The following is a 26,299-nucleotide window of genomic DNA, read 5'->3' on the forward strand; positions in this document are numbered from 1 at the left end:
ACTGCGGCCGTGGCGGATGAGTCGGGTGGTCGAGCCGGTCGCGGCCCGGTCCTTCTGCTGCTGCACGGGATGGGGGCGACCGGCGACGTGTGGCTGCCCTGGGCGCCGCTGCTGGAGCGGCACTGGCCCGGACGGTGGCTGGCTCCGGACCTCGCCGGTCACGGCTGGTCGGCACCGCTGGCGTCGTACTCGTTCCCGGGCCTCGCCGACCGGGTCGCCCACGGCCTGGCAGCCGACGACCGGCTCGTCGTGCTCGGGCATTCGCTCGGCGGGGTGGTCGGTCTCGCGTTGGCCGCCCGCGACACCGGACTGCCGGTGGACGCGGTGGTCGGACTGGGCATCAAGGCGGTCTGGTCCCCTGCGGAACTGGACCGCGCCGCCGACCTCGCCGCCCGTCCGGTCGGTTGGTTCGCCAACCGCATCGAGGCGGCACGCCGCTACCTGCGCGTCTCCGGGCTGGCCGGTCTGCTGCCGCCGGACCACCCGGTCGTGGACGCCGGGCTGCGCCAGGTCGACGGCCGCTGGCGCCTCGCCATGGACCCGGGCGCGTTCGCCGTCGGCGAGCCCGACCTGGCCGCCCTGCTGGCGGCCACCGACGTGCCGGTGGTGCTGGCCCGCGGGGAGCACGACCCGATGGTCACCGACGCGCAGCTCAAGGAGTACGGCGTCCCGGTCGTCACGCTGCCCGGTCTCGGGCACAACGCGCACGTGCAGGACCCGGCGGCGGTGCTGGCCTTGCTCGACGGCTACCGCTGAGGCGCTAGACGGCCGCCGGGGTGGGCAGCGCCGGCTCCGGCGTCAACTCCCGCCGGGCGGCGGTCAGGAATGCCTCGGCGTACGTCTCGGCCGGGAAGTCGCCGAGGTAGTGGCGGCGGGCGGCCCAGCGCGCCTCGGCCGTCGGATCGGTGTCCAGCAGGGCGGTCAACACCTCGTCGACGTTCGACATGTCCCGCCGCAGCACGTAACCGGCCTCGACCAACGGGAAGCGCCGCGCGAAACGGTCGCCCTCGTCGCCCATGTCGGTCACCGCGTACGGCTTGCCCGAGTAGAGGTAGTCGGAGATCACCCCGGAGACGTCGGAGACCAGCGCGTCCGAGCGGTTGACGCACTCGGTCAGGCTCAGCTCGCGGGCCGCCGCGCCGACGATGTGCTGCCGCCCGGTGCGGGCACGGTCGGCCACCAGCAGCTCGACCAGCCGGCCGAGCTGCCGGGCGGAGGCCGGGTTCTGCGCGGTGTACGGGTGCGCCCGCAGGATGACCGTCGCGCCGCGCTCCAACAGCCGCCGCAGCAGCGTCTCGGCCACCGGCAGGGAGCAGTAGTCGGCGTCGGCGTGGTGCCCGGTCCAGGTGGGGGTGTAGAGCACCGTCGGGTGGGCGAGCCCGCGTACCGGCTCGGGGCGTACCTCGATGGCCTCGACCTGGGGGCGGCCCACCACGACGAACTTCTCCTCCGGGATCCGCACGCCGGCGCGGGCGTAGCGTTCGATCGCCGCCGGGCCGGCCACGAAGATCCGGTCGAAGATTCCGGACACCGGGTTGGCGCTGGGTGCCTTGTCGCTGTCGCCGTGGTGCAACTGGACGTGGGTCAACTGGGTGAACCGGATGCAGTGGCTGTTCTTCGCGCCGTGGTTGACGTAGAACGCCGCCCGCAGGCTGGGCACCAGAGCCTCGTCCATCGCCCGCAGGGTGGGGCAGTAGACCACCGGCGCGTCGGTGGCCGCGGCGATCGGCGCGAGGAACTCCGGCTCCCGTACCAGCACCACGAACGGCCGGCCGATCCGTTCCAGGTACGGCAGCCACATGGTGACCTGGTACTCCGAACCGGGGGGTGCGGAGAAGTAGAGCAGGAACTCCGGCTCGTGCCGGCGCAGCGCACGGGCCACCGCCCCGCCACCGGCGGCCGGCCGGAACCGGCGCCGGGCCAGGTCCAGGGCGACGACCCCGGCGCCCGCGCCCACCAGCAGGCTGGCGACCAGCGCCACGACAGCGGGCAGTACCAGCGCGGCGGCGAGGGTCACGGCGGCGAGCAGCCCGAGCAGGGCGGTGCCGAGCTGGTCGGCGACCAGCGGCGTCCAGGACCGCACCGGCAGGTTGGCCGCCCGGATCTCCAGGTTCCCGGCGGTCCGCAGCGGCCCCACCAGCAGCACCAGCCCCAGCAGGACCAGTGCGGTGGCCACCAGCGCCGGGTCGAGCCCGCCGTCGAGCCGCCGGGAGTAGCCGACCAGGACGGCGGCGGCGATCAGCGCCGTCTCGGCGACCAGGTCGGCCCCGGGCCGGATCCGCTGCTCCACGGCGGCCGCCGCCAGCGCGGCGACGGCAAGCGCCAGCCCCCAGCCGGTGGCGCCGGTGAGCGCCAGCACGACGAAGGCCAGCACCGCCAGACCGGTGCTCAGGCACCGGGCGGCCAGCTTCCGGACCAGGTCACCCCGCATGTCGCTCCGTTCGCCGCCCTCGCTGTCCCGCTGCCGACCGTCAGTTCGCGGAAGCCGCCGCCGGCGCGTCGACCCGGTCCGGGCCGGACTGCGCCGGCACGGTCGGCCCGTCGCCGGGCGCCCGGCGTACGTCGATCACCTGACCGGTCAGGTCGGAGATCAGCACGTCCAGCGACGACTGGGCGACGGCCTCGGCGGCAAGCAGGGTGTGCTCCGGTTCCTCGCCGAAGGCCCGGGTACGCATCGGGGTGGCGGTCCGCTCCGGGTTGATGCAGTTGACGCGTACGCCGACGTCGGCCCACTCGTCGGCGAGCGCCTGGGTGAGGTTGACCAGGGCGGCCTTGGTGGCCGAGTAGAGCGCGTAGCGGGCCCGCCCCCGGGTGTACGAGCTGGAGGTGTAGAGCAGCAGCTGGCCCTTGGTCTGTTGCAGGTACGGCAGGGACTGCCGGGCGATGGTCACCGGGCCGACGAAGTTGACCTGGAGCACCCGGTCCATCGTCTCCTCGTCCATCTCGGTGAGGGCGCCCCTCTCCAGGATGCCGGCGGTGACCACCACGTGGTCGATGCGGCCGGTGGCCTCGAAGGCGGTCTTCAGCGCGGCCTCGACGTCCTCGGCGCGCTCGACGTGGGTGCCGGTGGTGGAGCGGCTGAACGGGAAGACCTGCGCGCCGTAGCGGCGGGCCAGCTCGGTCAGCTCGTGACCGATGCCGTAGCTGCCGCCGAACACCACGATGGTGCGGCCGGTCAGCTCCTCGGCGTAGCTGCGGTGGTCGGTGAGCCGGGGCGCCTGCGCGGCGGCGAGCTGGAAGAGCTTGTCCGCCAGGTGCACGTCGACCGGGTGGGTGACCTTGATGTTCTCGTCGGAACCGTCGATCACCTTGATCGGGGTGCCGGGCAGGTAGCGCAGCACCACGCCGCAGTCGTCGGTGGCGGCGAAGTCCGGGTCACCCTCGGCGATCCGGTACGCCTCGCGGATGGTGGGGGAGCGGAACGCCTGCGGGGTCTGGCCACGACGCAGCCGGGAGCGCGTCGGGATGTCGGTGATGCAGTCGTTCTCGTCGACCTGGATGATCGTGTCCGCGGAGGGGATGGCCACGTCCACGGCGTCGTAGGTCCAGAGCGCGTTCACGCACTCGCGCACGATCCGGCCGCTGAGCAGCGGGCGGACCGCGTCGTGGAAGAGGATGTTGCAGTCGGCCGGCCCGACGGCGTCCAGCGCGATCCGGGTGGTCGCGTTGCGGGTGTCGCCGCCCTCGATCACCTTGGTGACCTTGCGCAGGCCGGCCTTCTCGACGATCTGCCGGGCGTCCTCGACGTGGCCGGTGGCCATCAGCACGATGATCTCGTCGATCTCCGGTGCGGCCTCGAAGACGGCCAGGGTGTGCTCGATGATCGGCTTACCGGCGATCTTGAGCAGCTGCTTCGGGATGCCGAGGCCCAACCGGGTGCCGGTGCCGCCCGCCAGCACCACGGCCACTGTCCGCGAGGGCCGCCACGGTGCCGGGGTCTCCGTTGCGGCGTCCGGGCCAGTGGTCTGGTCCTGCGTCATTGCCGGATCCTCACTCTCAGCATTGCGTTACCGGAAGGTTCCGCCCGAGCGGCGACGGAATGAACCTTAACGCGCGGACCGCGCCGCCCCAACGCGGGCGACGCGGTCCATGGCGCCGTGTCGATGCCAGGGTTCGCCGGCACCCTACTTGCTGTTCGCGTACGCCTCGTACTCGCGAATGACCTCGTCGGTGGGGCCGTCCATGCGGAGAACGCCCGATTCCAGCCAGATCGTCCGCTCGCAGGTGTCGCGTACCGAGGAGAGCTGGTGGCTGACCAGGAACACCGTGCCGGCGCCCTCGCGCAGCTCGCGTACCCGTTGCTCGCTGCGCTTGCGGAAGCCCTTGTCGCCGGTGGCGAGCGCCTCGTCGATGAGCAGCACGTCGTGCTTCTTCGCGGCGGCGATGGAGAACCGCAGGCGGGCCGCCATGCCGGACGAGTACGTCCGCATCGGCAGGCTGGCGAAGTCGCCGCGCTCGTTGATCCCGGAGAAGTCGATGATCCCCTGTGCCTGCTTGGCCACGTCGTCGGGATGCATACCCATGGCCAGGCAGCCCAGGACGACGTTGCGCTCACCCGACAGGTCGTTGAGCAGTGCCGCGTTCACCCCGAGCAGCGACGGCTGCCCCTGGGTGTGGATCGCGCCCCGGTTGACCGGCAGCAGGCCGGCGATGGCGCGCAGGATGGTGGACTTGCCGGAGCCGTTGCTGCCGATCAGCCCGATCGCCTCGCCCCGGTACGCGGTGAACGAGATGCCCTTGACCGCGTGCACCTCCCGCACGTTCGGCGCGTGGGTGCGCTTCACCAGCCGGCGCAGCGCCGCCACCGGAGTGGTGCCACCGCCGGCACCCTGGTGCACCCGGTAGATGATGTGCGCGTCGTCGACCACCACGGTCGGGATGCGCTCCTGCGTAGCGGTCAGTGTCGCGGTCGCCTCGGTGGGCGTCCCGATGTGCTCAACCACGGCCGTACTCCTGTTCGCCGCGCCAGAAGTAGATGAAACCGCCGATCCCGGCCACCAGCGCCCAACCCGCCGCGACCAGCCAGAGCTGGGTGAGCGACTCGTTGAGCAGCGGCGCCTGTTCGAGCAGGGAGTAGCGGGCCAGCTCGATGTAGACCAGCAGCGGGTTGTACTGCACGAGCGTCGTCGCCCAGGCCGGCAGCCGCTCGAAGAGGCTGACGCTGTACAGGACGCCGGAGCCGTACATCCAGGTGCGCATGACGAACGGCATGACCTGCTTGAGGTCGCTCGACTTGGAGCCCAGTCGGGCCACCAGCAGCACCACGCCGGCGTTGAACACCGCCTGGAGCAGCAGGGCCGGCACCAGCAGCAACCACTTCAGGGTGATCGGCTCGCCGGTGACCAGCACGATGCCGATCAGCACCACCATCGAGGCCAGCAACTGCTGGAACTGGGTGATCGTGGTGGACAGCGGCAGGCTGGCCCGGGGGAAGTGCAGCGCCCGGATGAGCCCCAGGTTGCTGCTGATCGACTGCGTGCCGGCCAGCACCGCGCTCTGGGTGAAGTTGAAGATGAACAGCCCGGTGGTCAGGTAGGCGATGAAGTTCGGAATGCTGTTCTGAGCCAGCACCACCCCGAAGATCAGGTAGTAGACCGCCGCGTTGGTCAGCGGGGTGAGCACCTGCCAGAGCTGGCCCAGCTTGGCGTTGCTGTACGAGGCGACCAGCTTGGCATTGGCGTACGCGGCGATGAAGTGCCGGTAGGCCCACAGTCGGCGGCTGTACTCGACGAGGCTGGGCCGCTCACCGGCGACCCGTAGCCCGTGCCGAGCGGCCAGCTGCGCCTGGGTCAGGCCCGTGTCGGGGTCGACCAGCGCGGTGGTGGCCATGGATATGGCGCTCCGATCTTTCGTGCAGACGGGGTTGCTCGCGACGATGGGATCCTAGTGGGAGGTGTGCGCGGGGCGCCGCCTCGTCGCTGCGTGGACAGTAGTCCGAAACACGTCGGGACGCAACCGTATCGTCGTTGCGCTACGCTGGCCGGCGTGACCTGCGAAAAGAGTCTCTGGTGACGACCGAGAAGAGGCGTGCCCCGGCCGGTGCGGCGGTGCTCCGTGGCGAGATCACCACGGCCATCCGGCGCGCGCTGATGCAGGAGCTCGCCGCGGTCGGCTACGGCCGGCTCTCCATCGAGGCGGTGGCCCGCCGGGCCGGTGTCAGCAAGACGGCGATCTACCGCCGGTGGAACTCCAAGCTCGACCTGGTGCTGGAGATCGTCGCGGCGGCGGCACGCGGCAAGCTCCCGGCGCTGGACACGGGCACTCTGCGCGGAGACCTCACGCTGCTGTTCCAGGCCGTGGCGCACGCGCTGCGCCACCCGCTGGCCTCGCAGATCATCCCGGACCTGCTGGCCGAGGCCGCCCGCAACCCCAGCATCGACGCGACCCTGCGCCAGGTCCTGCACGCCCGCCAGCAGGACATCGGCGGTCGCCTGGTGAGCCGGGCCGTGCAGCGAGGTGAGTTGCCCGCCGACACCGACCCGGACGCCGCGATCGACCTCATCGTCGGCCCGCTCTACTGGCGGCTCGCCATCGCCCGACTCCCGCTCACCGACAGTTACCTGGACCGGTTGGTGGAATCGGTGGTCGCCGGACTCGGCGTGACCGGTGCCGTACCGCATCCCCGGGCAGCCCCGATGGCCGGCTGACCGGCCCCGCGACACCCGCCGAACGGTGGGCCCGGATCCTCCGCCCACCTCCGCTAGGCTGCCCCCTTGACACCGGGCTGTCACCGAGAAGACATCCACTTCTCGCTCCCTCACTCGCCGCCGGACGACAAGGACGACCCGTGACGAAAGTCGAAGACGCTGTTGTGGCGCCAGCGCCAGCCGACCGAGAGACCGCGCCGGTCGCGGACACCGCGGCGGCGGACGCCAGCCGGTCCGTCCGTGGCCGGGGTCTGATCGGGCGACTCAACGCCGGTGTGGCCGCCGCACCCGTCGTGTTCACCGACGCCGCGGTGGTCGGCTTCGCCCTCTGGACCCTGCTCTACCACCTCAACCTCGGCCTCAACCTGCGTCCGTCGGTTGTCTTCCTCGGCTGGGTCGCCCTGCTGCCGGTCGTGGCGTACGTGGCCTGGAAACTCCGGCGGCGCGTCGCGGTCGCCGACCGTGCCGACGACGAGCCGGCGGGCACGCCGGCCGGGGCGCCCGCCGACCGGATGGCGCTGCTGCGCCGGTACGCCCTGCCCGTCGGCGCCGCGCTCGGTGCGGCGCTGTTCGCCGCCCTCGGCACCGGCATGGTCACCTGGTGGTTCGCGGCCGTGCTCGGCCTGGTCTCGGTCATCTCGGCGTGGCTGGCCGTGTCCCGGCACGGCGGCAAGGCCGTGGCGGGTGCCGCGCCGGTCAGCCGGGGGACCACGCCGGCGCAGGGCTGGGTGGTCCTCGTCGTCTCGCTGGCCGCCGCCTACTTCGCGACACTCATCGAGCGGGTCTCCCTCGACGACGTCTTCTACGTCGGCAAGTCCGTCTGGGTGGCCGAGCGGGACGAGATCCCGTTCCGGGACTTCCTGTTCACCGAGGGCGTCCTGCCGGCCGGCTCGGCGAACCCGCCGCTGCCGTCCTTCGAGGTCTTCATCGGGGCGATGGCGCGCGTCCTGCACGTGCACGCCGCGTCCGCGACGTGGTACCTGCTCCTGCCGGTGCTCGCCGTGTTCGCCATCTTCGCGTTGTGGCGACTCGTGCAGCGGTGGGCGCCGCGGCGTCCGCTCGTCGCGTTCGGCGTGGCGGCGGCCTACATCCTGCTCGTCGCCTACTACGCCGACTCCCTGAACACCTACCACCTGCCCCGGTTGACCCAGGGCAAGAGCGTCTTCGTGCACGCGCTCATCCCCCTGGCCTGGGTGTACCTCACCGACTACCTGGAGCGCCGGTCCCGACGTGCGCTGATCATGCTCACCCTGCTCTCGGTCGCCAGCGTCGGCTACACCACCACTGCCGTGATGCTCCTGCCCCTGCTCGGCGCCGCGGCGGGGGTCGTGCTGCTGGCCACCCGGCGGGTGCGGGAGGCCGTCCTGTGCTTCGCGGCCGTGTCGCTCTACCCCGTGTTGTCCGGCGCGCTCGTCCAGGTCCTGCGCGGCGGGATCGAGACGACCGTCGCCACGTACGCGCCGCTGCTGCCGCTGCGGACCATCTACGAGCTCACCCTGTGGCTCGGCATCCTCGGTGTCGTCGCCGGGCTCGCCGTGTGGTGGTCGCCCCTGCTGCTGCGCGCGGGCGCGCCCCGGCAGCTCGCCGCCGGTGCCGTGCTCGCGGTGACGGTCCTGATGATCCCCGGCCTGTTGAAGGTCGCCGGTGACCTCAGCGGTCTGCGGGCGGTGCTGTGGCGGGTGCCGTGGATCCTGCCGGTGCCGGCGCTCGTCGGCATGCTGGCCGTCATCCGGCTCCCCAGCCTGGCACGGGTCAACCGCGTCCTGGCGTTCGCGCTCCCCGCCGTGCTGGTGTGCATCTTCTTCACCCAGGGCAAGCCGATGTGGACCGACGACATGGTCAAGACGGAGCCGACCTGGCGGATGCCGCTGGCCCGCAAGGCCGCCTCCTTCTGGATCAAGAACCTGGACAACCGCCCGCAGGGCCTGGTGCTCGCGCCGTCGTCGGTCATGCGGTCGATCCCGGAGGTCACCACCGAGGTCCGGGTGGTGCTCCCCCGCGACCTCTACCTCACCGACTACGGGATCGACTCGCAGTTCGCCCGGGACCGGCTGCTGCTGGCGAGGTTGGCCGACGCCGATCGGACCGTCTCGATCTACGAGGCGGACGCCGCGATGCGCCGGGTGGGGGTCAGCATGGTCTGCGTCTGGAAGTCCAACACCCTCGTCGCGGACGCGGCCCCGTACCTGGGCCTGGAGGAGATCGCGTCGCGCACGCCACCGGGCGCGATGTACTGCTACCGGACCACCGCGACCCCGACCACTGGCGGCTGACCTGCCGGACCACGTCGTCACCACGACCCGGGCGCCTGACCGCGCCCGGGTCGTGGCGTGTCGGCCACCGGTTCAGCGGCTCGGGAGAGCGCCGCGACCGGTGACGGACCGCACAGCGGCGAGCCGGTCCACTGTCCGGATTGCGGCCCGATACCCGGGTGATCCCTCGGTGTTCCACGGCGTTAAGGTCGCAGTCACGCGCGCACGGCCCGAGGCGCGGTTTTCGCGCGTGGCACACTGGCATTTCAGGAGTTCGGACATGGGGCGTGGCGTGCGCGGTCGTGGGGGAGACCCGTCGGCGGCGCGCGAGGCTGCGAACTCCGCACCGCCGTGTGGCGCCCGCGTCGTACGCGGGTCGCCCCCATCCGGCGTCGCCACCAGGGGCCACGCGCCCAGCCGGTCACCACTCTCGTAGGGAGCTGTACCTTTGTTCGGCACGTTATCGGGACGCCTCGGCGTCGCCGCCCGCAGCGCGCTGCTGGTGCTGTCCTACCTGGTCATGCTCGTCGCTGGCATCTTCGGTTGGGTCGCACTGTTCGCTGTCGCCGGGCTGGTCGCGGTGATCGGTGAGTTCGCCGTGGCCCGCTGGTCCCCCCTGTCGCAGCTGCTGCTGGAGAAGGTCGGCCTGCACTTCCCGTACCGGCAGTTGACCCGGGACCTCGCCGCCGTGCTGCTGGTCGCCGCCGAGGTTCCGCTCACCGGCGGTGAGCTGACGTGGCTGCTCGTCCTGCCGGCGGCGGTGTGGGTCGTGTCGGTCTTCGCCGGCGCCTTCTCCACCATGATCGAGCGTCGTAACCCGCTCTCCGCCATGGTGCGCAACATCGAGCTGGGTCCGCTGCGCTCGGCCCCCCAGCCGCCGGCCTGGGCGGCGGCCGTCGCCGGTGACCGGATGCCTCTGCTCAACCTGCTTCTGGTGCCGGCGGCCGTGGCCGCCGCGGTGCGGCACGACGTGACCCCGTTCCTCGTCGCCGCCGTGGTGGCCGTGGTGGCGACCGGCGTGGTGGGCGCGATCATCGCGCTGACCTGGCTGCGTGGCCGTGGATCCGGCGAGGGTCCGCTGCTGCCCGCCGTGCAGCGGTGGCTGGACACCTACCAGCCCGAGGTGGCGCTCTACTTCGCCGGCCCGGCGAAGGACGTCTACCAGGCGAACATGTGGCTCGCACCGACCGAGGCGCTCAAGCAGCGCGCGGTGGTGCTGATGCGCAGCCGGGACGCGTTCCTGGAGCTGGCCGACACCCGGCTGCCGGTGATCTGCGTACCGGCCGGGGTGGACTTCATGAACCTCGACCTCGGCGGCATCCGCGCCGCGCTGTACGCCGCGAACGTCGGCGCGAACATCCACATGCTGCGCGAGCCCACCACGAAGCACGTCTTCGTCGGGCACGGTGACAGCGACAAGCAGGCCAGCGTCAACCCGTACAGCAAGGTGTACGACGAGGTCTGGGTCGCCGGACTGGCCGGTCGGGAGCGGTACGCCCGCGCCGGTGTGGGTGTGCTCGACTCGGACATCGTCGAGATCGGTCGTCCGCAGCTCGCCGGGGTGCACACGTTCGGCGCCGAGTCGGTGGACCGGCCGTTCACCGTCCTGTACGCGCCCACCTGGGAGGGTTGGCTCGACGACGACCCGTACCACACGTCGCTGGTGCTGATGGGTGAGCGGATCGTCAAGGGGCTGCTGGCCACGAACCCACGGGTGCGACTGATCTACAAGCCGCACCCGCTCACCGGGTCGCGGTCGAACGCGGCCCGTGCCGTGCACGAGCGGATCGTCGACGCGATCCGCGCCGCCGGCGGCAACCCGAACGCGTCCTCTCTGGACGGCACCGCGCACCTGGTCATCACCGGTCGCACGCCGGCGCTGTTCGACTGCTTCAACCAGACCGACCTGCTGGTCAGCGACGTGTCCAGTGTGGTCTCCGACTTCGTGCAGAGCCAGCGCCCGTACGTGGTGGCCAACCCGGCCGGCCTGCCGGAGGACGAGTTCCGCCGGGAGTTCCCGACCACGCGGGCCGCGTACCTGCTCTCGAAGGACTGCGGGGAGCTGGAGAAGATCGTGTCGGTGACCCGGGCCGGCGACGACCCGATGACCGAGGCCCGCCGGGAGTTGAAGACGTACCTGCTCGGCCCCGCCGAGGCCAACCCGATGGACCGGTTCCAGGAGGAGATCGCCCGCCTCTGCCGCTGACCGGCGAGACGACCCGCGCCCGGCCCGACACCGTCGGACCGGGCGCGGTCGCGTCAGCTCAGGAGCGCGGCCACCGCGTCGGCGACCGGAACGTCCACCGGCAACACCCGCGCGTCGACCACGGCGGTGACCGGCAGCGGACCGTACAGGTGCGGAAAGAGCTCTCCGCCGCGCGACGGCTCCCACCGCAGCGCGTCACCGAGGCGGTCCTCCCGGATGCTCAGCAGGGTCAACCCGGTGGCGCCGGCGAAGTGCAGCCGTGCCGTCTGGACCACCTGGTCGGTGCCGGAGAGGTGGATGAAACCGTCCTGCCGGTCCACCGCCGAGCCGGCCAGGTGCCCGGCCGCCCGGGCGTCGTCCCACTCGACGGTGGGCAGCAGCTTGTAGATCACGTCCGCAGCCTACGTCGGCGGGTACGCGTTTCGGCCGTACCGCCGCCGACGCCGGGCGCGGCCCGGCATGCTCAGGTGGAACGGCCGCGGAGGGGATGGCGATGGAGAGCTACGACGAGGACTGGACCGACAGCCAGCGGGCGCTGTACGACGAGTGCTACCGGGCCGGCGGCGAGTGGGCCGCGGATCCGGACACCCCGTCCGACGACGTGCAGCACGTGATCAACCTGGCCGAGGCGGACGACGACGCCTTCGACGACGCCGAGATCGACTTCCCGCCCCTGGTGGACGCCGTCACCCAGGCCGGCGGCGTGAACGTCACGAGCGTGCCGGCCCGCCACGACGACCCGGGCTTTCGCGGCTTCACCGACGGCGTCCGGGACGGCGTCGCCGACGACGTCTTCGGCCTCTGAGCGTCCGCCCCGGGTGGGCGGGCCTCCCGCTCGCCGCCCGCTTCTGCCACCATTCGCAGGACGGCGCTGCGAGGGACGGGGGCACGGGTGCGGATCCTGCTGGTGGAGGACGACCGCCGGGTGGCCGCCGCGCTCTCCTCGGCCCTCGGCCGGCGCGGATACGAGGTCGAGCACGCGGCCACCGTCGCCGCGGCGCTCTCGGCCGCCCCGTGCGACCTGGTGCTGCTCGACCTGACGCTGCCCGACGGGGACGGCACCGACCTGTGCCGGGAGTTGCGCCGGCGCAGCAGTCAGCTCGGCATCATCGCGGTGACCGCGCGGGGTGAGGAGCGCGACCGGGTGCTCGGGCTGCGCCTCGGCGCCGACGACTACGTGGTCAAACCGTTCTCGATGGTGGAGTTGCAGGCCCGGATCGAGGCGGTGCTGCGCCGGGCCGCGAACGCCGCGCCGGAGCGGCACCTGATCGAGGCCGGGGTGGTGCGCATCGACGTGACCGCCCGGACGGTGACGGTCGACGGCCGGCTGGTCACGTTGACCCGCAAGGAGTTCGACGTGCTGCTGTCGTTGGCCCGCCAGCCCGGGGTGGCGGTGCCCCGCGACCGCATCCTGCTCGACGCCTGGGGCACCACCTGGGCCGACCGGCACACCGTCGAGGTGCACGTCGGGTCGCTGCGCGGCAAGCTCGGCGACGCCCGCCTGGTGGAGACCGTACGCGGGGTCGGCTACCGGCTGCGCGAGGTCTGAGGAGCCGCCGTGCGTCGCCGACTGGTGATCAGCTATCTGCTGCTGATGGTGCTCGTCCTCATCGCCCTGGAGACGCCGCTGGCCGCCACCCTGGCCGCCAGTGAGACCGAACGGGTGCGCGCCGACCGGCTGGCCGACGCGACCCGGTTCGCCTCGCTGGCCGGGCCGACGTTGCGCGGCGGCGGCCCGGACCCGATCGAGTCGGAGTTGCGCAGCTACGACGAGCTGTACGCGATCGGCGCGGCAGTGGTCGACCGGGACCGGGGCGCCCTGGTCGCCTCGCCGCGGTGGCAGCCGGCCCCGACCGCCACGGCCCTGGACATCGCGCTGTCCGGGCAGCAGGCCAGCGCCCCCCAGTCGGTGTGGCCGTGGACGACCGGCCCGGTGGTGGTGGCCGTGCCGGTGAGCGACGGCGGGGAGGTCCTCGGCGCGGTGGTGATCGTGACGCCCGCCGACCCGATCCGTCGGGCCGTCGCCACCTGGTGGCTGCTGCTCGCCCTGGCGGGCCTGCTCGCCGTGCTGGCCTGCGTGCTCACCGCGTTCGGCCTGGCCGGGTGGGTCCTGCGCCCGGTCACCGAACTGGACGCGGTCACCCACGAGATCGCCGAGGGTGACCGGAGCGCCCGGGTGCAGCACCGCCTCGGCCCGCCGGAGCTGCGCCGGCTCGCGGCCAGCTTCAACCACATGGCCGACGTGGTCTCCGATGTGATGGACCGGCAGCGTGCCTTCGTCGCGCACGCCAGTCACCAACTGCGTAACCCGCTGACCGCGCTGCGGCTGCGGGTGGAGGAACTGGGCCCCAGCCTCACCGACGCGGACGGGCGCTCCGAGCACCGGCTGGCGCTCGAGGAGACCGACCGGCTGGCGCTGGTCCTCGACGCCCTGCTCACCCTGGCCCGTGCCGAACGCGAGGAGAACGAGCGGGTCACCGTCGACGCGGCGTCGGTGGCGGCGTCCCGGGTGGCCGCGTGGGCGCCGCTGGCGCGGCACCGGTCGGTCACGTTGCGGCTGGCCCCGGGCGACACCCCGGCGTACGCCCGCACCGTGCCGACAGCCGTCGACCAGGCTCTCGACGCGCTGATCGACAACGCGGTGAAGTTCAGCGGACCCGGCGGGACGGTGACGGTGACCGTGGTCCGCCGCGACCACGGGGTCGCCCTGGAGGTGCGCGACTCCGGGCCGGGCATGACCGAGAGTCAGCTCGGCCAGGCCACCGAGCGGTTCTGGCGGGCGCCGGACGCGCAGAACGTGGACGGGGCGGGACTCGGCCTGACCATCGTCGCCGTGCTCGTGGACGCCTCCGACGGGCGGCTCACGATGCGCGCGGGGGAGTCGCGGGGGCTGATCGCCGGTCTGTGGTTCCCGGCGCCCGTACCCGCCCCCGACGCCGACCGGCCGGACGCGGACACCGAACCCGCCGGGGACGCGTTCGCCGTACCGTAGCGGGTCGTCAGGGTTTGGCCGCGCGGTACCAGTCGGCGGCCCCGGGGTGCAGCGACAGCGGAGAGGTGACGATCGCCGAGCGGGGGCTCATCCGTCCCGCCGCCGGATGGGCCGCGCCGAGTTCGGCCCGGCGCTCCATCAACAGCCGGGTCACCTCCCGGACGACCCGCTCGGGCAGGTTGGCCCGCACGATCAGGTAGTTCGGGTCGGCCACCGTGGTCACCGGGTCCATGCCGTACACCGAGCGGGGTATGTCCCGCGAGACGTAGACCGGCCCGTAGCGGGAGCGTAACGGCTCGGTCAGCGCGCTCAGGTCGACGATCCGGGTGGCGCTGCGCCAGGCCAGCTCCTCGATGCCGCGCACCGGCAGCCCGCCGGAGAAGAAGAACGCGTCGATCCGCCCGGAGCGCAGGGCGGCCACCGAGTCGTCGAGTCCGAGTCGCTCGCGGCGTACCTCGTCGCCGCCGAGCCGCGCCACCTCCAGCAGCCGGGTCGCGGTGATCTCGGTGCCCGATCCGGGGGCGCCCACGGAGACCCGCCGGCCCCGCAGGTCGGCGACGGTGCGCACCGGGCCGCCACCCGTGGTGACCAGGTGCAGCTGGTCGTCGTACACCCGGGCGATGGCGTCGACGGGCGAATCCTTCGCCGATGCCCTGGGCAGCACGTCGGCCTGGGTGAAGCCCAGCTCGGCGGCGCCGGAGCCGACCAGTCGGACGTTCTCCGCCGAGGCGGCCGTGACCACCACGCTCGCCCGCACGTCGGGTAGTTCCCGGTTGAGGATGGCGGCGAGGGACTGGCCGAAGGCGTAGTAGACGGCGGTGGGGCTGCCGGTGGCGATCCGGATCCGCAGCGGCTCGCTCGCCGTCTCCCGGCAGCCGGCGACGGTCAGGGTCGCGGCCAGCAGCAGCGTCAACAGGGCTGCCGGGCCCGCGCGGCGACGGCCGGGCCGACAGGACGGGGTACGCCTCACGCGCTGCACTGTGCGCCGTCGGCCGCGTGGGCGCAAGCCCGTTCGGTCGGCTGGCGCGTCAGCGGCGTCGGCTCAGCAGACCGGGCGGCGGGCCGGTTCCAGGGCGGCGCTGCTCAGGATCCGCTCCCGGTCGGGGCCGTCGGCGACGCTGACCAGGAAACAGCCGGTGCCCGGTCGGAGCCGGGCCGGCACGTCGAGCACGGCGGCGGCGCGGATCAGCACCGCGGCCAGTTCCCGGTCGGTGATCCGGACGCCGAGGATGTGCCGGCGCACGTGCCGCCCACCGGCCAGCAGCGCCGACCGCCAGGCCGCGGCCGCCAGGCGGGACACCCACCGCCGCCGGGCCGGCGAGGCACCGGGCAGTGGCCCGCCGAGCAGCTCCCGACGCCCCTGCCGCCAGCCGGCGTCCAGGACCCGGGTGTACGCGCCGTGATGCTCGCGCGGCACCCAGAGGCGGTGCAGCTCGTAGCGGCGGCGCAGGCCACCGACGGCGGCCTCGTGGGTCACCGGGATATCCAGGCGGCCGAGCAGCTGGCGCATCCGCTGCGCGGCGTCCTCCCGGTTGAACTCCACACCCGGCACCGCGTCCGTCGCGCGCCGCGCTCCGGTCGGGGGCGGTGTGCAGCGCAGCAGGCAGGCGGCCTCGAACGCGTCGCCGAGGGTCAGCCAGTCCAGTGGGGGTGGCGTCGCGGGCACGCGGGGTGCGTCGAGCAGTGCGGGTTCCGGGGTCAACGGAAGGCTCCCTCGTCGGAGTCTGGGTTCCCCTACCGTGGCCCCTGCGACGCCGTTGCGGAATGCCTCTCGCCCAGCCTTGAGCAAATCTTGCGGGTGGCCGCCGTCACAGGTCGGTGACGACCAGATCCACCTGTCGTACCCGGCCGGGTACGGCGGTCTGCTCCTCGACGGTGTGCTTCAGCTCGCGCAGCGTGCCGATGAGCTGCGCGGCGGTACGCGGCCGGGCGCCGGCGACCAGCAGGTCACGGACCAGCCGGCCCTTGGTGGCCTTGTTGAAGTGGCTCACCACCGAGCGGACCGGCGCCCCGTCGACCTCCCGTTCGTGCAGCACCCGCACGGTCACCGTCCGCTCGGCCAGCCCTCCGCGCGGCGTCCAGGTGGCCGCGTACGCGCCGGAGCGCAGGTCCAGCACCGGCCCGCGACCGGCCGCGTCGTCGAGCGCGGCCGCCAGCTCCCCGCGCCAGTACGCCGACAGCGCGCCCACGTCGGGCAGGCGCGCGCCGATCGGGCAGCGGTACGGCGGGATCCGGTCGGCGAGGCGTACCGCCCCCCACAGGCCCGAGCTGATCAGGATCGACCGACGTGCCGCCCGCAGCGCCGGTGCGGGCAACGAGGCGAGTCCGAGCGCCTCGTAGAGCACGCCCGTGTAGAGCCGCTCGGCCGGGGCGGTGGCCGCCACGCGCAGCCGGGCGTTGCGGCGCAGCTCGTCGCGTTGGCCCTCGCTGAGCCCGAGCGCGACCCGTGCCGCCTCCTCGTCCGGGCCGGCGCAGAGCGTCACCAGCGCGTCGAGCACCCGCTCGCGGGCCGGGTTCAGCTCGGGCAGCGAGATCCGGTCGGTGCTGAACCGCCGTCCGGTGCCGGCGTCGGCCTTCCCCTCCGAGGGCGGCAGCAGGATGAGCATGGGACTCCTCGACGGATGCGACGGCGGGCGGCCCGGCCAGCGTACGACCCGCCGTTACCGCCAGGGCCGCACCGGTGTGTCGGGGTGGTACACGCGATAGCCGGCGACCTCCCGTACCGGTGTGGCGTCGTCCCGGTCGGCGAGCAGTCGGCGCAGCCGCCGGTCCATCGGCGAGTCGATCTCCACCACGTAGCCGGGTCGCTCGGCGCGGCCAACCTGCCGCCAGTACGCCCGGTAGCGGTTCTGCCCGGGGGACAGGTCGCCGTCGAGCACCCCGCAGATCACCGTCTCGTCCGTGTTGAAGATCAGCCGGTTGCAGGTCCAGTAGTCCCCGTACACCTCGTGCGGTCCGTCGGCGCGCAGCGCGGCGGCCAGCTCCCGGGCGGCGCGCTCCTCGGTCCGCGACGCGGCGGCCCCGGTCGTCACGAACAGCACGGTGGTCACCAGCGTGGTCGCGGTCAGCGCGACCAGCACGGCGGTGGCCAGCACTCCGGCGAGCCGCCCGAGCACGCTGGCCGTGCCCCGCCAGCAGGTCACCGCCACCACCCACAGCGGCCACAGCACCGCCGGCAGCGACAGTTGCAGCACCGACAGGTAGCGGGCGTTGTCCAGCGGGCTGGTCGCGGCGAGCGGGCTGCGCACGTACGACAGCAGGGTCAGCGCGGCGCCCGCGACCAGCGCGAGCTGCACGACCGGCGCGACCCGCTCCCCGCGCGTCGCGGCCGCCCGACGGTACGCGAGTACGGCGAGCGCCGCGCCGGCCACCAGCAGCAGCGGGTAGATCACCCCGAACCACTGCTGCCAGCGCCCGCAGCCGTCCACCGGGCAGAGCCCGTGCGCCAGCGGCACCCCCTCCAGCAGGCCGCCGGAGATCCGCTCGGACCACGGTGGTTGCGGTCCCGCCTTGGTGCTGACCTCCCGGAACACCGTCAGCGAGTCCTCGCCGGGGCCGGCACGCAGGTTGTCCAGGATCATCGGCGCGATCCCGACCACGACGCCGGCCACCAGCAGCAGACCGGACCAGCCGAGAAGCTCCCGCCGCAGCGCCCACACCAGGGCCAGCCCGGCCACCGCCAGGTACGGCAGGATCAGCCAGTCCGACCAGGCGGAGAGGCCGACGAGCAGGCCGAACAGGGCCACCGCGAGTCGCCGGCGGCGCACGGTGCCGGCCGCCAATCCCACGGTGATCAGCAGCATCAGCAGCACCGCGGGCTTCACCTCCGGCCGTCCGCCGACGACGGTGAGCTGGTCGCGCACCACCCGTTCGCCTCCGAGCGCGAGCAGACCGACGACGAATGTGGCGAACCAGGGCGTGCAGAGCCGGCGGGTCAACCGGTGGATCAGGTACAGGAACACCGCGTACAGCGCGAGCATCGGCAGCCGCAGCACCGGCCAGCTCGGCCCGGCCAGCGCGACGAGGGGCGCCGCCAGGTACGACTCCAGCATCCCCATGTAGTGCTGGCCGTACAGGAAGACCGGTCGTTCCCGGCCCTGCCCGATGTGCAGCGCCGCGAGGCCGAACGTGGCCTCGTCGCTGTTCGACACCGGCACCGTGTAGAGCGTCAGGACCAGTCGGTAGACGACGCCGACCAGCCCGAGCAGCAGCGCCACGAGCGCCGGCCGGTCGAGTCGTGGGCGCCACCGCCCACGGTGCTGCTCTGGATGCGACACGACCAACGCCCCCGTCGTCGTCCCGACCGGAGTGTTTCACGGACCACGGGCGGGCCGGGGAGGTTCGGCGCAGTCGGGGTCGGCTCGCGTGGCCGTGGGTGTCGACGTGTGGCAGGGTTGGCGCGTGCCACCCACTCCCGCCGGCCAGCTGGCCATTCCGAACCTGCACCGGGCAGCGCGGATCGAGGACGCCGTTCACCAGCTCGTGGAGCGGCGCCTGCGCCGCACCGGCTGGCGGGTCAACATCGTCGCGTACACCGGCTACGGCTCCCCGGGTTGGGTGCGGGTGATGTGCCGGGTGCTGCTGGGCCGTCCGGACACCCGCCAGCGGGGCCGTCTGGACAAGGTGCGCGGCTGGCGCAGCTTCACCACCCTGCCGGCGAAACACGTCACGGTGACAATCGAGGCCGGTGGCGTGCGGCACGAGACCCGGGCCGACCGCAGCGGCTTCGTCGACACCCTCGTCGAGGCCGACCTACCGCCCGGGTGGGGTACGGTCCGGCTCAGCGTCCCGGACGCCGAGCCGGTCGACGCGCCGGTGCGCATCCTCGACCCGAACGTCACGTTCGGCATCCTCTCCGACATCGACGACACGGTGATGGTGACGGCGCTGCCCCGGCCGCTGCTCGCCGCCTGGAACACGTTCGTGCTCGACGAGCACGCCCGCAACGCCGTGCCCGGCATGGCCGTGCTCTACGAGCGGCTGGTCACCGCGCACCCGGGCGCCCCGGTCTTCTACCTCTCCACCGGCGCGTGGAACGTCGCGCCCACCCTGACCCGCTTCCTGTCTCGGCACCTCTACCCGGCCGGGCCGCTGCTGCTCACCGACTGGGGGCCGACGGCCGACCGCTGGTTCCGCAGCGGCCGGGAGCACAAGCGGGTCACCCTGGCGCGGCTCGCCAAGGAGTTCCCCCACGTGCGGTGGCTGCTGGTCGGCGACGACGGCCAGCACGACCAGGAGATCTACCGGGAGTTCGCCGCCGCCCACCCGGAGAACGTCGCGGGTGTGGCCATCCGCCGTCTCTCCCCGACGCAGTCGGTGCTGGCCGGTAGCCTGCCCGCCCCGGCCGGCCGCCCGTCGTCCGGGCCGGTGGGGCAGAAGTGGCTGTCCGCCCCGGACGGCGCCGGCCTGTGGCAGCTGCTGCGCGACGCCGGCCTGGTCTGACCGTCAGCCGTCGCCGGCTCTGAAGGTTACTTGCACAACAGTCGGGCAACGTTGAAGATCCCTTCATGCCCAGAGACTGTTATCGATACTTTTCGGCGCTGGCGCTGGTAGCGGCGCTGATGCTCGGCGCGCCGGCGGCACCCGCCTCCCCGCGGGACACCGTGCCGGTGGCCGCCCAGGCAGCCTGCGTGACCGACCCGGCCACCCCGAAACGGCAGTTCCGGGGCATGTGGATCGCCAGCGTGGCCAACATCGACTGGCCCAGCCGCACCGGGCTCACCGCCGCCGCCCAGCAGGCCGAGTACCGAGGGTGGCTCGACCTGGCCAAACAACGTCGGATGAACGCCGTCGTCGTGCAGATCCGCCCCGCCGCCGACGCGTTCTGGCCGTCGACGTACGAGCCGTGGTCGCAGTGGCTCACCGGAACCCAGGGCGGTGACCCCGGCTACGACCCGCTGGCGTTCATGGTGGCCGAGGCGCACGCCCGCGACCTGGAGTTCCACGCCTGGTTCAACCCGTACCGGGTCGCCACCCACACCGACCTCACCAAGCTGGCCGCCAGCCACCCGGCCCGCAGGAACCCGGGCTGGGCCGTCGCCTACAACGGCCAGCTCTACTACAACCCCGGCGTTCCCGCCGTCCGGGCCTTCGTGCAGACCGCGATGATGGACGCCGTCAACCGGTACGACATCGACGCGGTGCACTGGGACGACTACTTCTACCCGTACCCGGGTAGCGGTGGGGGCTTCCCCGACCAGGCCACGTACGCCCAGTACGGCGCCGGCTTCGCCACCATCGCCGACTGGCGGCGCAACAACGTCAACCTGCTGGTGCAGGAGATGAGTGCCAGGATCCGCGCGGCGAAGCCGTGGGTGAAGCTCGGCGTGAGCCCGTTCGGCATCTGGCGCAACGCCGGCACCGACCCGCTCGGCTCGCGCACCACCGGCCTCCAGTCGTACGACGCCATCTACGCCGACACCCGACGCTGGGTGAAGCAGGGCTGGATCGACTACATCGCCCCGCAGATCTACTGGCAGATCGGCCACCCCGCGGCCGACTACGCCGAGCTGGTCCGCTGGTGGTCGGAGACCGTCACCGGCACCAACGTGCAGTTGCTCGTCGGGCAGGCCACCTACCGCGCCGGGGCCTCGGGGCAGGATGCCGCCTGGCAGGACCCGGCGGAGTTGACCGACCACCTGACCCTCAACCGCACCTACCCCCGGGTCCTCGGCGACATCCACTTCAGCGCCAAGGACGTCCGCGCCGACCGCATCGGCGCCGTCTCCCGGGTGGCCACCGACCACTACCGCAGGCCCGCGCTGGCGCCGGCCGGGGTGGGCGGCTCGGCGCCCGCCGCGCCGAACCTCACCTCGGCGGTACGCGGCACCGGCGGTGTGACCCTGAACTGGCAGCGCGGCGGCACCGGAAGCACGGCCTCGTTTGCAGTGTACCGACTGCCCGGCGACGGCACGGTCGACCCCTGCGACCTGGCCGACGCCCGCAACCTGCTCGGCACGGTACGTGCCTCCGGCAGCACCGGGACGTTCACCGACACCACCGCCGCGACGGGCTCGACCTACCGGTACCTGGTGACCGCCCTGGACCGGCTGCACCACGAGAGCCCGGCCAGCAACGCGCGGGTGGTCACCGGCACCGGCGGCACGTTCAGCGTGATCGTGGACAACACCACCAGCGGTGGCTTCACCGCCGCCGCTACCTGGGGCACGTCGTCGTACCTCACCACGCGGTACGGCACGAACTACCGGTTCGCCGAGCCGCAGGCGGTCAGTGACCCGGCCTGGTTCAGCGCGACGCTGCCCGCCGCCGGCTCGTACCGGGTCGAGGTCTGGTACCCGGCCGACCCCGGCTACAACAGCGCCACGCCGTACCTGGTGGCGACGGCGAACGGGACCGTGACCGCCTCCGTCGACCAGCGCAGCGGCGGCGGGCAGTGGCGGGTGCTGGGCATCTACGACCTCGCCGCGGGGACGCGCCAGGTCGTCGGGGTCAGCCGCTGGACCAGCACCCAGGGGTACGTCGTCGCCGACGCCGTCCGGATCACCCGGCTCTGAGCCGGACCCGTCCGGGGTGCGCGCCTCGGCGCCCCCGGACGGGTCGCACGGTCAGTCCCTGCGCAGCCAGACCGCGCCCAGCGGGGGGACCTGGAGGGCGGCGGAGGCGACCATCCCGTGCCACGGCACGTCCTCGGCGCGTACCTCGCCCATGTTGCCCACCCCGGAGCCGCCGTAGTGGTGCGCGTCGGTGTTGAGCACCTCGGCCCACGTCCCGCCGGCCGGCAGCCCGATCCGGTAGTCGTGCAACGGCTGGGCGGAGAAGTTCGCCACGCACACCAGCGTCGAGCCGTCCGGGGCGATCCGGACGAACGACACGGTGTTGTTGGCGACGTCGTCGCCGGCGATCCAGCGGAACCCGGCCGGTTCGGTGTCCTGTGCCCAGAGGGCCGGGGTGTCCCGGTAGACCCGGTTCAGGTCGGCGACGAGCCGCTGCACGCCGGCGCGGGCCGGATCGTGCAGCAGGTACCAGTCGAGGCCGCGCTCCTCGCTCCACTCGCGGTCGTCGGCCATCTCGGAGCCCATGAAGATCAGTTGCTTGCCGGGGTGCGCCCACATGTACGCCAGCAGCGCCCGGACGTTCGCCAGCCGCTGCCAGGTGTCACCGGGCATCTTGCCGGCCAGCGAGCCCTTGCCGTGCACGACCTCGTCGTGGCTGATCGGCAGCACGTAGTTCTCGCTCCAGGCGTACGCCAGGGAGAAGGTGAGCTGGTGGTGGTGGTGCTGGCGGTAGATCGGGTCCTTCGAGGTGTAGAGCAGGGTGTCGTGCATCCAGCCCATGTTCCACTTGAAGCCGAAGCCCAGCCCGCCGTCGGCGGTGGGGCGGGTGACGCCCGGCCAGGCGGTGGACTCCTCGGCGATCATGACGACGCCGGCGTGGTGCTTGTAGACCGTCGCGTTGACCTCCTGCATGAGCGTGATGGCCTCCAGGTTCTCCCGGCCGCCGTACCGGTTGGGAGCCCACTGCCCGTGCTCGCGGGAGTAGTCGAGGTAGAGCATCGAGGCGACCGCGTCGACGCGCAGCCCGTCGACGTGGAACTCCTCGCACCAGTAGAGCGCGTTGGCGACGAGGAAGTTGCGGACCTCGTTGCGGCCGAAGTCGAAGACGTACGTGCCCCAGTCGGGGTGCTCGCCGCGCCGCGGGTCGGGGTGCTCGTAGAGCGGGGTGCCGTCGAACCGTCCGAGGGCCCACTCGTCCTTGGGGAAGTGCGCGGGCACCCAGTCCAGGATCACGCCGATGCCCGCGGCGTGCAGCCGGTCGACCAGGTGCCGGAAGTCGTCCGGGTCACCGAAGCGGGACGTCGGCGCGTAGTAGCCGGTCACCTGGTAGCCCCAGGACCCGCCGAACGGGTGTTCCATGACGGGCAGGAACTCCACGTGCGTGAAGCCCAGCTCGGTGACGTACGCGGTGAGCTGGTCGGCCAGCTCGCGGTAGCTCAGCCCGGGTCGCCACGAGCCGAGGTGCACCTCGTAGACGCTCATCGGCTCCTGGTGCGGCTGCCGCTCGGCCCGCCGGGCCAGCCAGTCTTCGTCGTTCCACCGGTACGTCGAGTGGTGCACCACCGAGGCGGTGGCCGGGGGCACCTCCGCGTACGCGGCCAGGGGGTCGGCCTTGTCCCGCCACTGCCCGTCGGCGCCGAGCACCCGGTACTTGTAGCGGGCGCCGACCCGGGCGTTGGGCACGAACAGCTCCCACACGCCGCTGGAGCCGAGCGAGCGCATCGGCCAGCCGTCGTCCGGCTCCCAGCCGGTGAAGTCGCCGACCACCCGCACCCCGCCGGCGTTGGGCGCCCACACGCTGAACGCCACACCCTCGTCGAAGACCCGGGCACCCAGCGCGTCCCACAGTCGCTCGTGCCGGCCCTCGCCGATCAGGTGCAGGTCCAGCTCGCCCAGGGTGGGCGGGTAGCGGTACGGGTCGTCGTGCGCGGTGCCGTCGACCTCTACCCGGTAGTCGAGCACGCTGCCCTCGACGGTGGCCTCGAAGACACCCACGTCGTGCACCCGCTTCATCGGGTGCCGCTCGTCGCCGACGAGCAGCACCACGTCGCCGGCGCCCCGGCGCATCGTGCGGATCGTCGTGGACCCGTCGGCGGGGTGCGCGCCGAGCAGCGCGTGCGGGTCGTGCGTCGCGCCGGAGATCAGCTGGTCCATCGGTCGTCCTTCGGGGCGGCGTCGGTCGGTGCGGTGTCGGTGCGGGCGGCGTCGGTGCGGGCGTCGCCCGGTGTCCCGGTCAGCTTGCGGGCTCCGGGCGTGCGGGCGCCGGACCGGCGGGGCGGGGTCGGGACGGGGGCGGACCGCCGAGGCGCGGTCGGCGCGGGCTTTGTCGGCCCCGGTGCGGTCGGCGCGGGCGTGGCCGGTCCGGGTGCGGTCGGCGCGGGTGCGGTCGGGGCGGGCGTGGTCGGCGCGGGCGTGGTCGGCGCGGTGCCGCCGGAGAGGTCGTCGGGGACGTCCGCGACGGTCAGCTCCGCCGCGACGGTCGCGGCCGGCGCCGGTGCGGCGGGCGGGGTCGGACGGCGCACGGTCAACACGTGAGCCGGCTGCAGGTACGGGTCGAGCCGTACCGCGTTGCGCTGACCCCAGTCGTAGCTGGTGCCGGTCAGCTCGTCGTGCACGGTGAACCGTTCGTGCCAGTCGAAGCCCAGCGCCGGCATGTCGAGTGTCGTGTTGCCCCACTGCACCTCGCGCGAGTCGAACGAGCAGACCACGATGACCGTGTTGCCGGTCTCCGGGTCGTGCTTGGACCAGCAGAGCAGCGCCGGGTTGTCGATCTCGTGGAACCGGAGGTTGCGCAGCTGGTGCAGGGCCGGGTTGTCGCGGCGTACCCGGTTGAGGGTGGTCAGGAACGGCGCCAGTGAGCGGCCCTGCGCCTCGGCGGCGGCCCAGTCGCGGGGCCGCAGCTCGTACTTCTCGTTGTCCAGGTACTCCTCGGCGCCGGGCCGGGCCACGTGCTCGAACAGTTCGAAACCGGCGTACATGCCCCAGGACGGGGAGAGCAGCGCGGCCAGCGCCGCCCGGATCTTGAACATCGGCGGGCCGCCGTGCTGCAACGACTCGTGCAGGATGTCGGGCGTGTTCGGCCAGAAGTTCGGCCGCATGTGGTCAGCCGACGCGACCAGCTCCTCGCAGTACTCCCGCATCTGCGCGGCCGTCGTGCGCCAGGTGAAATAGGTGTACGACTGCGTGAAGCCGATCTTGCCCAGCCCGTGCATGATGGCCGGCCGGGTGAACGCCTCGGCCAGGAACAGCACGTCCGGGTCGACCTTCTTCACCTCGGCGATCAGCCAGTGCCAGAAGTCGAACGGCTTGGTGTGCGGGTTGTCCACCCGGAAGATCCGGATGCCCTCGCCGACCCAGTGCAGCACCACCCGCAGCACCTCGGCCCGGATGCCCTCCGGATCGTTGTCGAAGTTGACCGGGTAGATGTCCTGGTACTTCTTCGGCGGATTCTCCGCGTACGCGATGCTGCCGTCGGCCCGGGTGGTGAACCACTCCGGGTGCTCGGTGACCCACGGGTGGTCCGGCGCGCACTGCAACGCCAGGTCCATCGCCACCTCCAGCCCCTGCGCCGCCGCCGCCTCGACGAAGGCGCGGAAGTCCGCGGGCGTACCCAGGTCGGGGTGGATCGTGTCGTGGCCGCCCTCGGCGGCGCCGATCGCCCACGGCGAGCCCACGTCGTCGGGCCCGGCGGTGAGCGCGTTGTTGCGGCCCTTGCGGTTGATGCGGCCGATCGGGTGGATCGGCGGCAGGTAGAGCACGTCGAAGCCCATCGCGGCCACACCCGGCAGCCGCCGCGTGGCGGTCGCGAACGTGCCGGACCGCCCGCCCGCCGCTCCTTCCGAGCGCGGGAAGAACTCGTACCAGGCGGAGAAGAGCGCCCGCTTGCGGTCCACCCAGATGGTGTACGTGTCACCTGCCGTCACGAGCTCCCGCACCGGGTGCTCCCAGAGCAGGTCGGCCAGGGCCAGCGCCGGGCCGACCCGGTGTGGCAGGGTCAGGTCGGTGGCCGCGAGGGCGGTGAGGGCGTCGGCGACCCGGGGCCTGTCGTTCGCCGGAACGAGGTCCCGCGCGGCGGCGAGCACCCGCGTGCCCTCGGCCAGGTCGTTGGCCAGGTCCTCCGGCCCCTGCCCGGCGGCGATCTTCTTGGTCACCGCGTTCTGCCAGGTCAGGTACGGGTCCTGGAACGCCTCGACGGAGAAGGTCCACTCGCCCACGGCGTCCGGTGCGATCGTGGCGTGCCAACGGTCCTGGCCCGGCTCGCCGGGACGCATCCGGGTGAACGGCCGGGTCTCGCCGTCCGGGCCGGCCCACACCACGTTGCAGCCAAGCGCGTCGTGCCCCTCCCGGTAGGCGCGCGCCGACACCGGAACCGGCTCGTCGACCACCGCCTTCGCCGGGTACCGCCCGCAGGAGACGACGGGGGAGACGTCTTCGATCGGGAACCGTCCAGTCACCCCGCCAACCTACTGTGCGAGATCGGCTCGCGCGCGGCCAAGCCTTCCGGTCCGCCCCACACCCGGTCGCGGTGCCCGCTGCGGGTGACCTCAGGAGGGGGACGGTGGGCCCGCGCCCCAGCCGGTGTTCGTGGCCCGCCAGGACGGCCAACCGTGTGGCCAGGTGTCAGGCCAGTTGTCGACCCGGGCGGCCGGCACGGTCCCGGCCGCCCGGGTCGAGCACGTGACCCAGGT

At 72.9% G+C, this 26,299-nt stretch carries 19 protein-coding genes and 1 pseudogene; 9 read left to right on the plus strand and 11 right to left on the minus strand.

Features of this window, described 5'->3' with window-relative positions:
* The first annotated feature begins 9 nt into the window (after positions 1-9).
* Positions 10-756, plus strand: a complete 747-nt coding sequence (locus tag ABZS77_RS12885) for an alpha/beta fold hydrolase (RefSeq protein ID WP_354821755.1) — start codon at positions 10-12, stop codon at positions 754-756.
* Between the two features lie 4 nt (positions 757-760).
* On the opposite strand, the gene ABZS77_RS12890 is transcribed toward ABZS77_RS12885, so the two are convergent.
* From ABZS77_RS12890 to ABZS77_RS12905, 4 genes are all read right to left on the minus strand, one after another.
* Entirely contained in the window at positions 761-2,431 is a 1,671-nt protein-coding gene (locus ABZS77_RS12890) for a CDP-glycerol glycerophosphotransferase family protein (RefSeq protein WP_354821758.1), read from the minus strand.
* Positions 2,432-2,471: 40 nt separating this feature from the next.
* On the minus strand, positions 2,472-3,980 hold the full coding sequence (locus tag ABZS77_RS12895) for a bifunctional cytidylyltransferase/SDR family oxidoreductase (RefSeq protein ID WP_354821761.1): 1,509 nt from the start codon (positions 3,978-3,980) through the stop codon (positions 2,472-2,474).
* A 144-nt stretch (positions 3,981-4,124) separates the two neighbouring features.
* Complete coding sequence (locus ABZS77_RS12900; RefSeq protein ID WP_354821764.1) at positions 4,125-4,943, minus strand: ABC transporter ATP-binding protein; 819 nt, start codon at positions 4,941-4,943, stop codon at positions 4,125-4,127.
* Positions 4,936-5,829, minus strand: coding sequence for an ABC transporter permease (locus ABZS77_RS12905; protein ID WP_354821766.1), 894 nt, complete (start codon positions 5,827-5,829; stop codon positions 4,936-4,938). The genes ABZS77_RS12900 and ABZS77_RS12905 overlap by 8 nt, the downstream gene beginning before the upstream one ends.
* Positions 5,830-6,008: 179 nt before the next feature.
* On the opposite strand from ABZS77_RS12905, the gene ABZS77_RS12910 reads away from it, so the two are divergent.
* The 3 genes from ABZS77_RS12910 to ABZS77_RS12920 all read left to right on the plus strand — a co-directional run bounded on the left by ABZS77_RS12910 (position 6,009) and on the right by ABZS77_RS12920 (position 11,105).
* Positions 6,009-6,647 carry a TetR/AcrR family transcriptional regulator gene (locus ABZS77_RS12910; protein ID WP_354821769.1) on the plus strand — a complete coding sequence of 213 codons (639 nt, stop codon included), beginning with the start codon at positions 6,009-6,011 and terminating at the stop codon, positions 6,645-6,647.
* 140 nt (positions 6,648-6,787) lie between these two features.
* The gene (locus ABZS77_RS12915; RefSeq protein ID WP_354821772.1) at positions 6,788-8,920 is read left to right on the plus strand and encodes a DUF6077 domain-containing protein; all 2,133 of its coding nucleotides are present in this window, start codon (positions 6,788-6,790) and stop codon (positions 8,918-8,920) included.
* A gap of 427 nt (positions 8,921-9,347) precedes the next feature.
* Positions 9,348-11,105, plus strand: coding sequence for a CDP-glycerol glycerophosphotransferase family protein (locus tag ABZS77_RS12920; RefSeq protein WP_354821775.1), 1,758 nt, complete (start codon positions 9,348-9,350; stop codon positions 11,103-11,105).
* 53 nt (positions 11,106-11,158) lie between these two features.
* Here the strand turns inward: ABZS77_RS12920 and ABZS77_RS12925 are convergent, their stop codons facing one another.
* On the minus strand, positions 11,159-11,497 hold the full coding sequence (locus tag ABZS77_RS12925; RefSeq protein WP_354821778.1) for a DUF952 domain-containing protein: 339 nt from the start codon (positions 11,495-11,497) through the stop codon (positions 11,159-11,161).
* 101 nt (positions 11,498-11,598) lie between these two features.
* On the opposite strand from ABZS77_RS12925, the gene ABZS77_RS12930 reads away from it, so the two are divergent.
* From ABZS77_RS12930 to ABZS77_RS12940, 3 genes are all read left to right on the plus strand, one after another.
* Positions 11,599-11,910, plus strand: coding sequence for a hypothetical protein (locus ABZS77_RS12930; protein ID WP_354821781.1), 312 nt, complete (start codon positions 11,599-11,601; stop codon positions 11,908-11,910).
* An 87-nt stretch (positions 11,911-11,997) separates the two neighbouring features.
* The gene (locus tag ABZS77_RS12935) at positions 11,998-12,654 is read left to right on the plus strand and encodes a response regulator transcription factor (protein ID WP_354821784.1); all 657 of its coding nucleotides are present in this window, start codon (positions 11,998-12,000) and stop codon (positions 12,652-12,654) included.
* A gap of 9 nt (positions 12,655-12,663) precedes the next feature.
* The gene (locus ABZS77_RS12940) at positions 12,664-14,097 is read left to right on the plus strand and encodes a HAMP domain-containing sensor histidine kinase (RefSeq protein ID WP_354821787.1); all 1,434 of its coding nucleotides are present in this window, start codon (positions 12,664-12,666) and stop codon (positions 14,095-14,097) included.
* A 7-nt stretch (positions 14,098-14,104) separates the two neighbouring features.
* On the opposite strand, the gene ABZS77_RS12945 is transcribed toward ABZS77_RS12940, so the two are convergent.
* The 4 genes from ABZS77_RS12945 to ABZS77_RS12960 all read right to left on the minus strand — a co-directional run bounded on the left by ABZS77_RS12945 (position 14,105) and on the right by ABZS77_RS12960 (position 18,374).
* Positions 14,105-15,067, minus strand: coding sequence for a TAXI family TRAP transporter solute-binding subunit (locus tag ABZS77_RS12945; protein ID WP_354821790.1), 963 nt, complete (start codon positions 15,065-15,067; stop codon positions 14,105-14,107).
* 72 nt (positions 15,068-15,139) lie between these two features.
* On the minus strand, positions 15,140-15,799 hold the full coding sequence (locus tag ABZS77_RS12950; RefSeq protein WP_354821793.1) for a hypothetical protein: 660 nt from the start codon (positions 15,797-15,799) through the stop codon (positions 15,140-15,142).
* A gap of 106 nt (positions 15,800-15,905) precedes the next feature.
* Entirely contained in the window at positions 15,906-16,703 is a 798-nt protein-coding gene (gene yaaA, locus ABZS77_RS12955) for a peroxide stress protein YaaA (protein WP_354821796.1), read from the minus strand.
* 54 nt (positions 16,704-16,757) lie between these two features.
* A complete protein-coding gene (locus ABZS77_RS12960) occupies positions 16,758-18,374 on the minus strand; it encodes a hypothetical protein (RefSeq protein ID WP_354821799.1) in 1,617 nt (538 codons plus the stop codon).
* 124 nt (positions 18,375-18,498) lie between these two features.
* Here ABZS77_RS12960 and ABZS77_RS12965 point away from each other — a divergent pair, with 124 nt between their 5' ends.
* Both ABZS77_RS12965 and ABZS77_RS12970 read left to right on the plus strand, forming a co-directional pair.
* A complete protein-coding gene (locus ABZS77_RS12965) occupies positions 18,499-19,539 on the plus strand; it encodes a phosphatase domain-containing protein (protein WP_354821802.1) in 1,041 nt (346 codons plus the stop codon).
* A 65-nt stretch (positions 19,540-19,604) separates the two neighbouring features.
* Positions 19,605-21,611 carry a family 10 glycosylhydrolase gene (locus ABZS77_RS12970; protein WP_354821805.1) on the plus strand — a complete coding sequence of 669 codons (2,007 nt, stop codon included), beginning with the start codon at positions 19,605-19,607 and terminating at the stop codon, positions 21,609-21,611.
* 51 nt (positions 21,612-21,662) lie between these two features.
* Here the strand turns inward: ABZS77_RS12970 and glgB are convergent, their stop codons facing one another.
* On the minus strand, positions 21,663-23,765 hold the full coding sequence (glgB, locus tag ABZS77_RS12975) for a 1,4-alpha-glucan branching protein GlgB (RefSeq protein WP_354821808.1): 2,103 nt from the start codon (positions 23,763-23,765) through the stop codon (positions 21,663-21,665).
* Positions 23,766-24,016: 251 nt separating this feature from the next.
* Positions 24,017-26,065, minus strand: a pseudogene (locus ABZS77_RS12980) (maltotransferase domain-containing protein); the annotation flags it as partial.
* Between the last annotated feature and the right edge of the window lie 234 nt (positions 26,066-26,299).

Source organism: Micromonospora sp. NPDC005298 (genome assembly GCF_040607375.1).
GTDB lineage: Bacteria > Actinomycetota > Actinomycetes > Mycobacteriales > Micromonosporaceae > Micromonospora.

Coding starts and splice junctions, on each gene's coding strand:
- glgB (WP_354821808.1), bottom strand. CDS start 23,765: ATGGACCAGCTGATCTCCGGCGCGACGCACGACCCGCACGCGCTGCTC.
- ABZS77_RS12890 (WP_354821758.1), bottom strand. CDS start 2,431: ATGCGGGGTGACCTGGTCCGGAAGCTGGCCGCCCGGTGCCTGAGCACC.
- ABZS77_RS12930 (WP_354821781.1), top strand. CDS start 11,599: ATGGAGAGCTACGACGAGGACTGGACCGACAGCCAGCGGGCGCTGTAC.
- ABZS77_RS12905 (WP_354821766.1), bottom strand. CDS start 5,829: ATGGCCACCACCGCGCTGGTCGACCCCGACACGGGCCTGACCCAGGCG.
- ABZS77_RS12895 (WP_354821761.1), bottom strand. CDS start 3,980: ATGACGCAGGACCAGACCACTGGCCCGGACGCCGCAACGGAGACCCCG.
- yaaA (WP_354821796.1), bottom strand. CDS start 16,703: ATGCTCATCCTGCTGCCGCCCTCGGAGGGGAAGGCCGACGCCGGCACC.
- ABZS77_RS12970 (WP_354821805.1), top strand. CDS start 19,605: ATGCCCAGAGACTGTTATCGATACTTTTCGGCGCTGGCGCTGGTAGCG.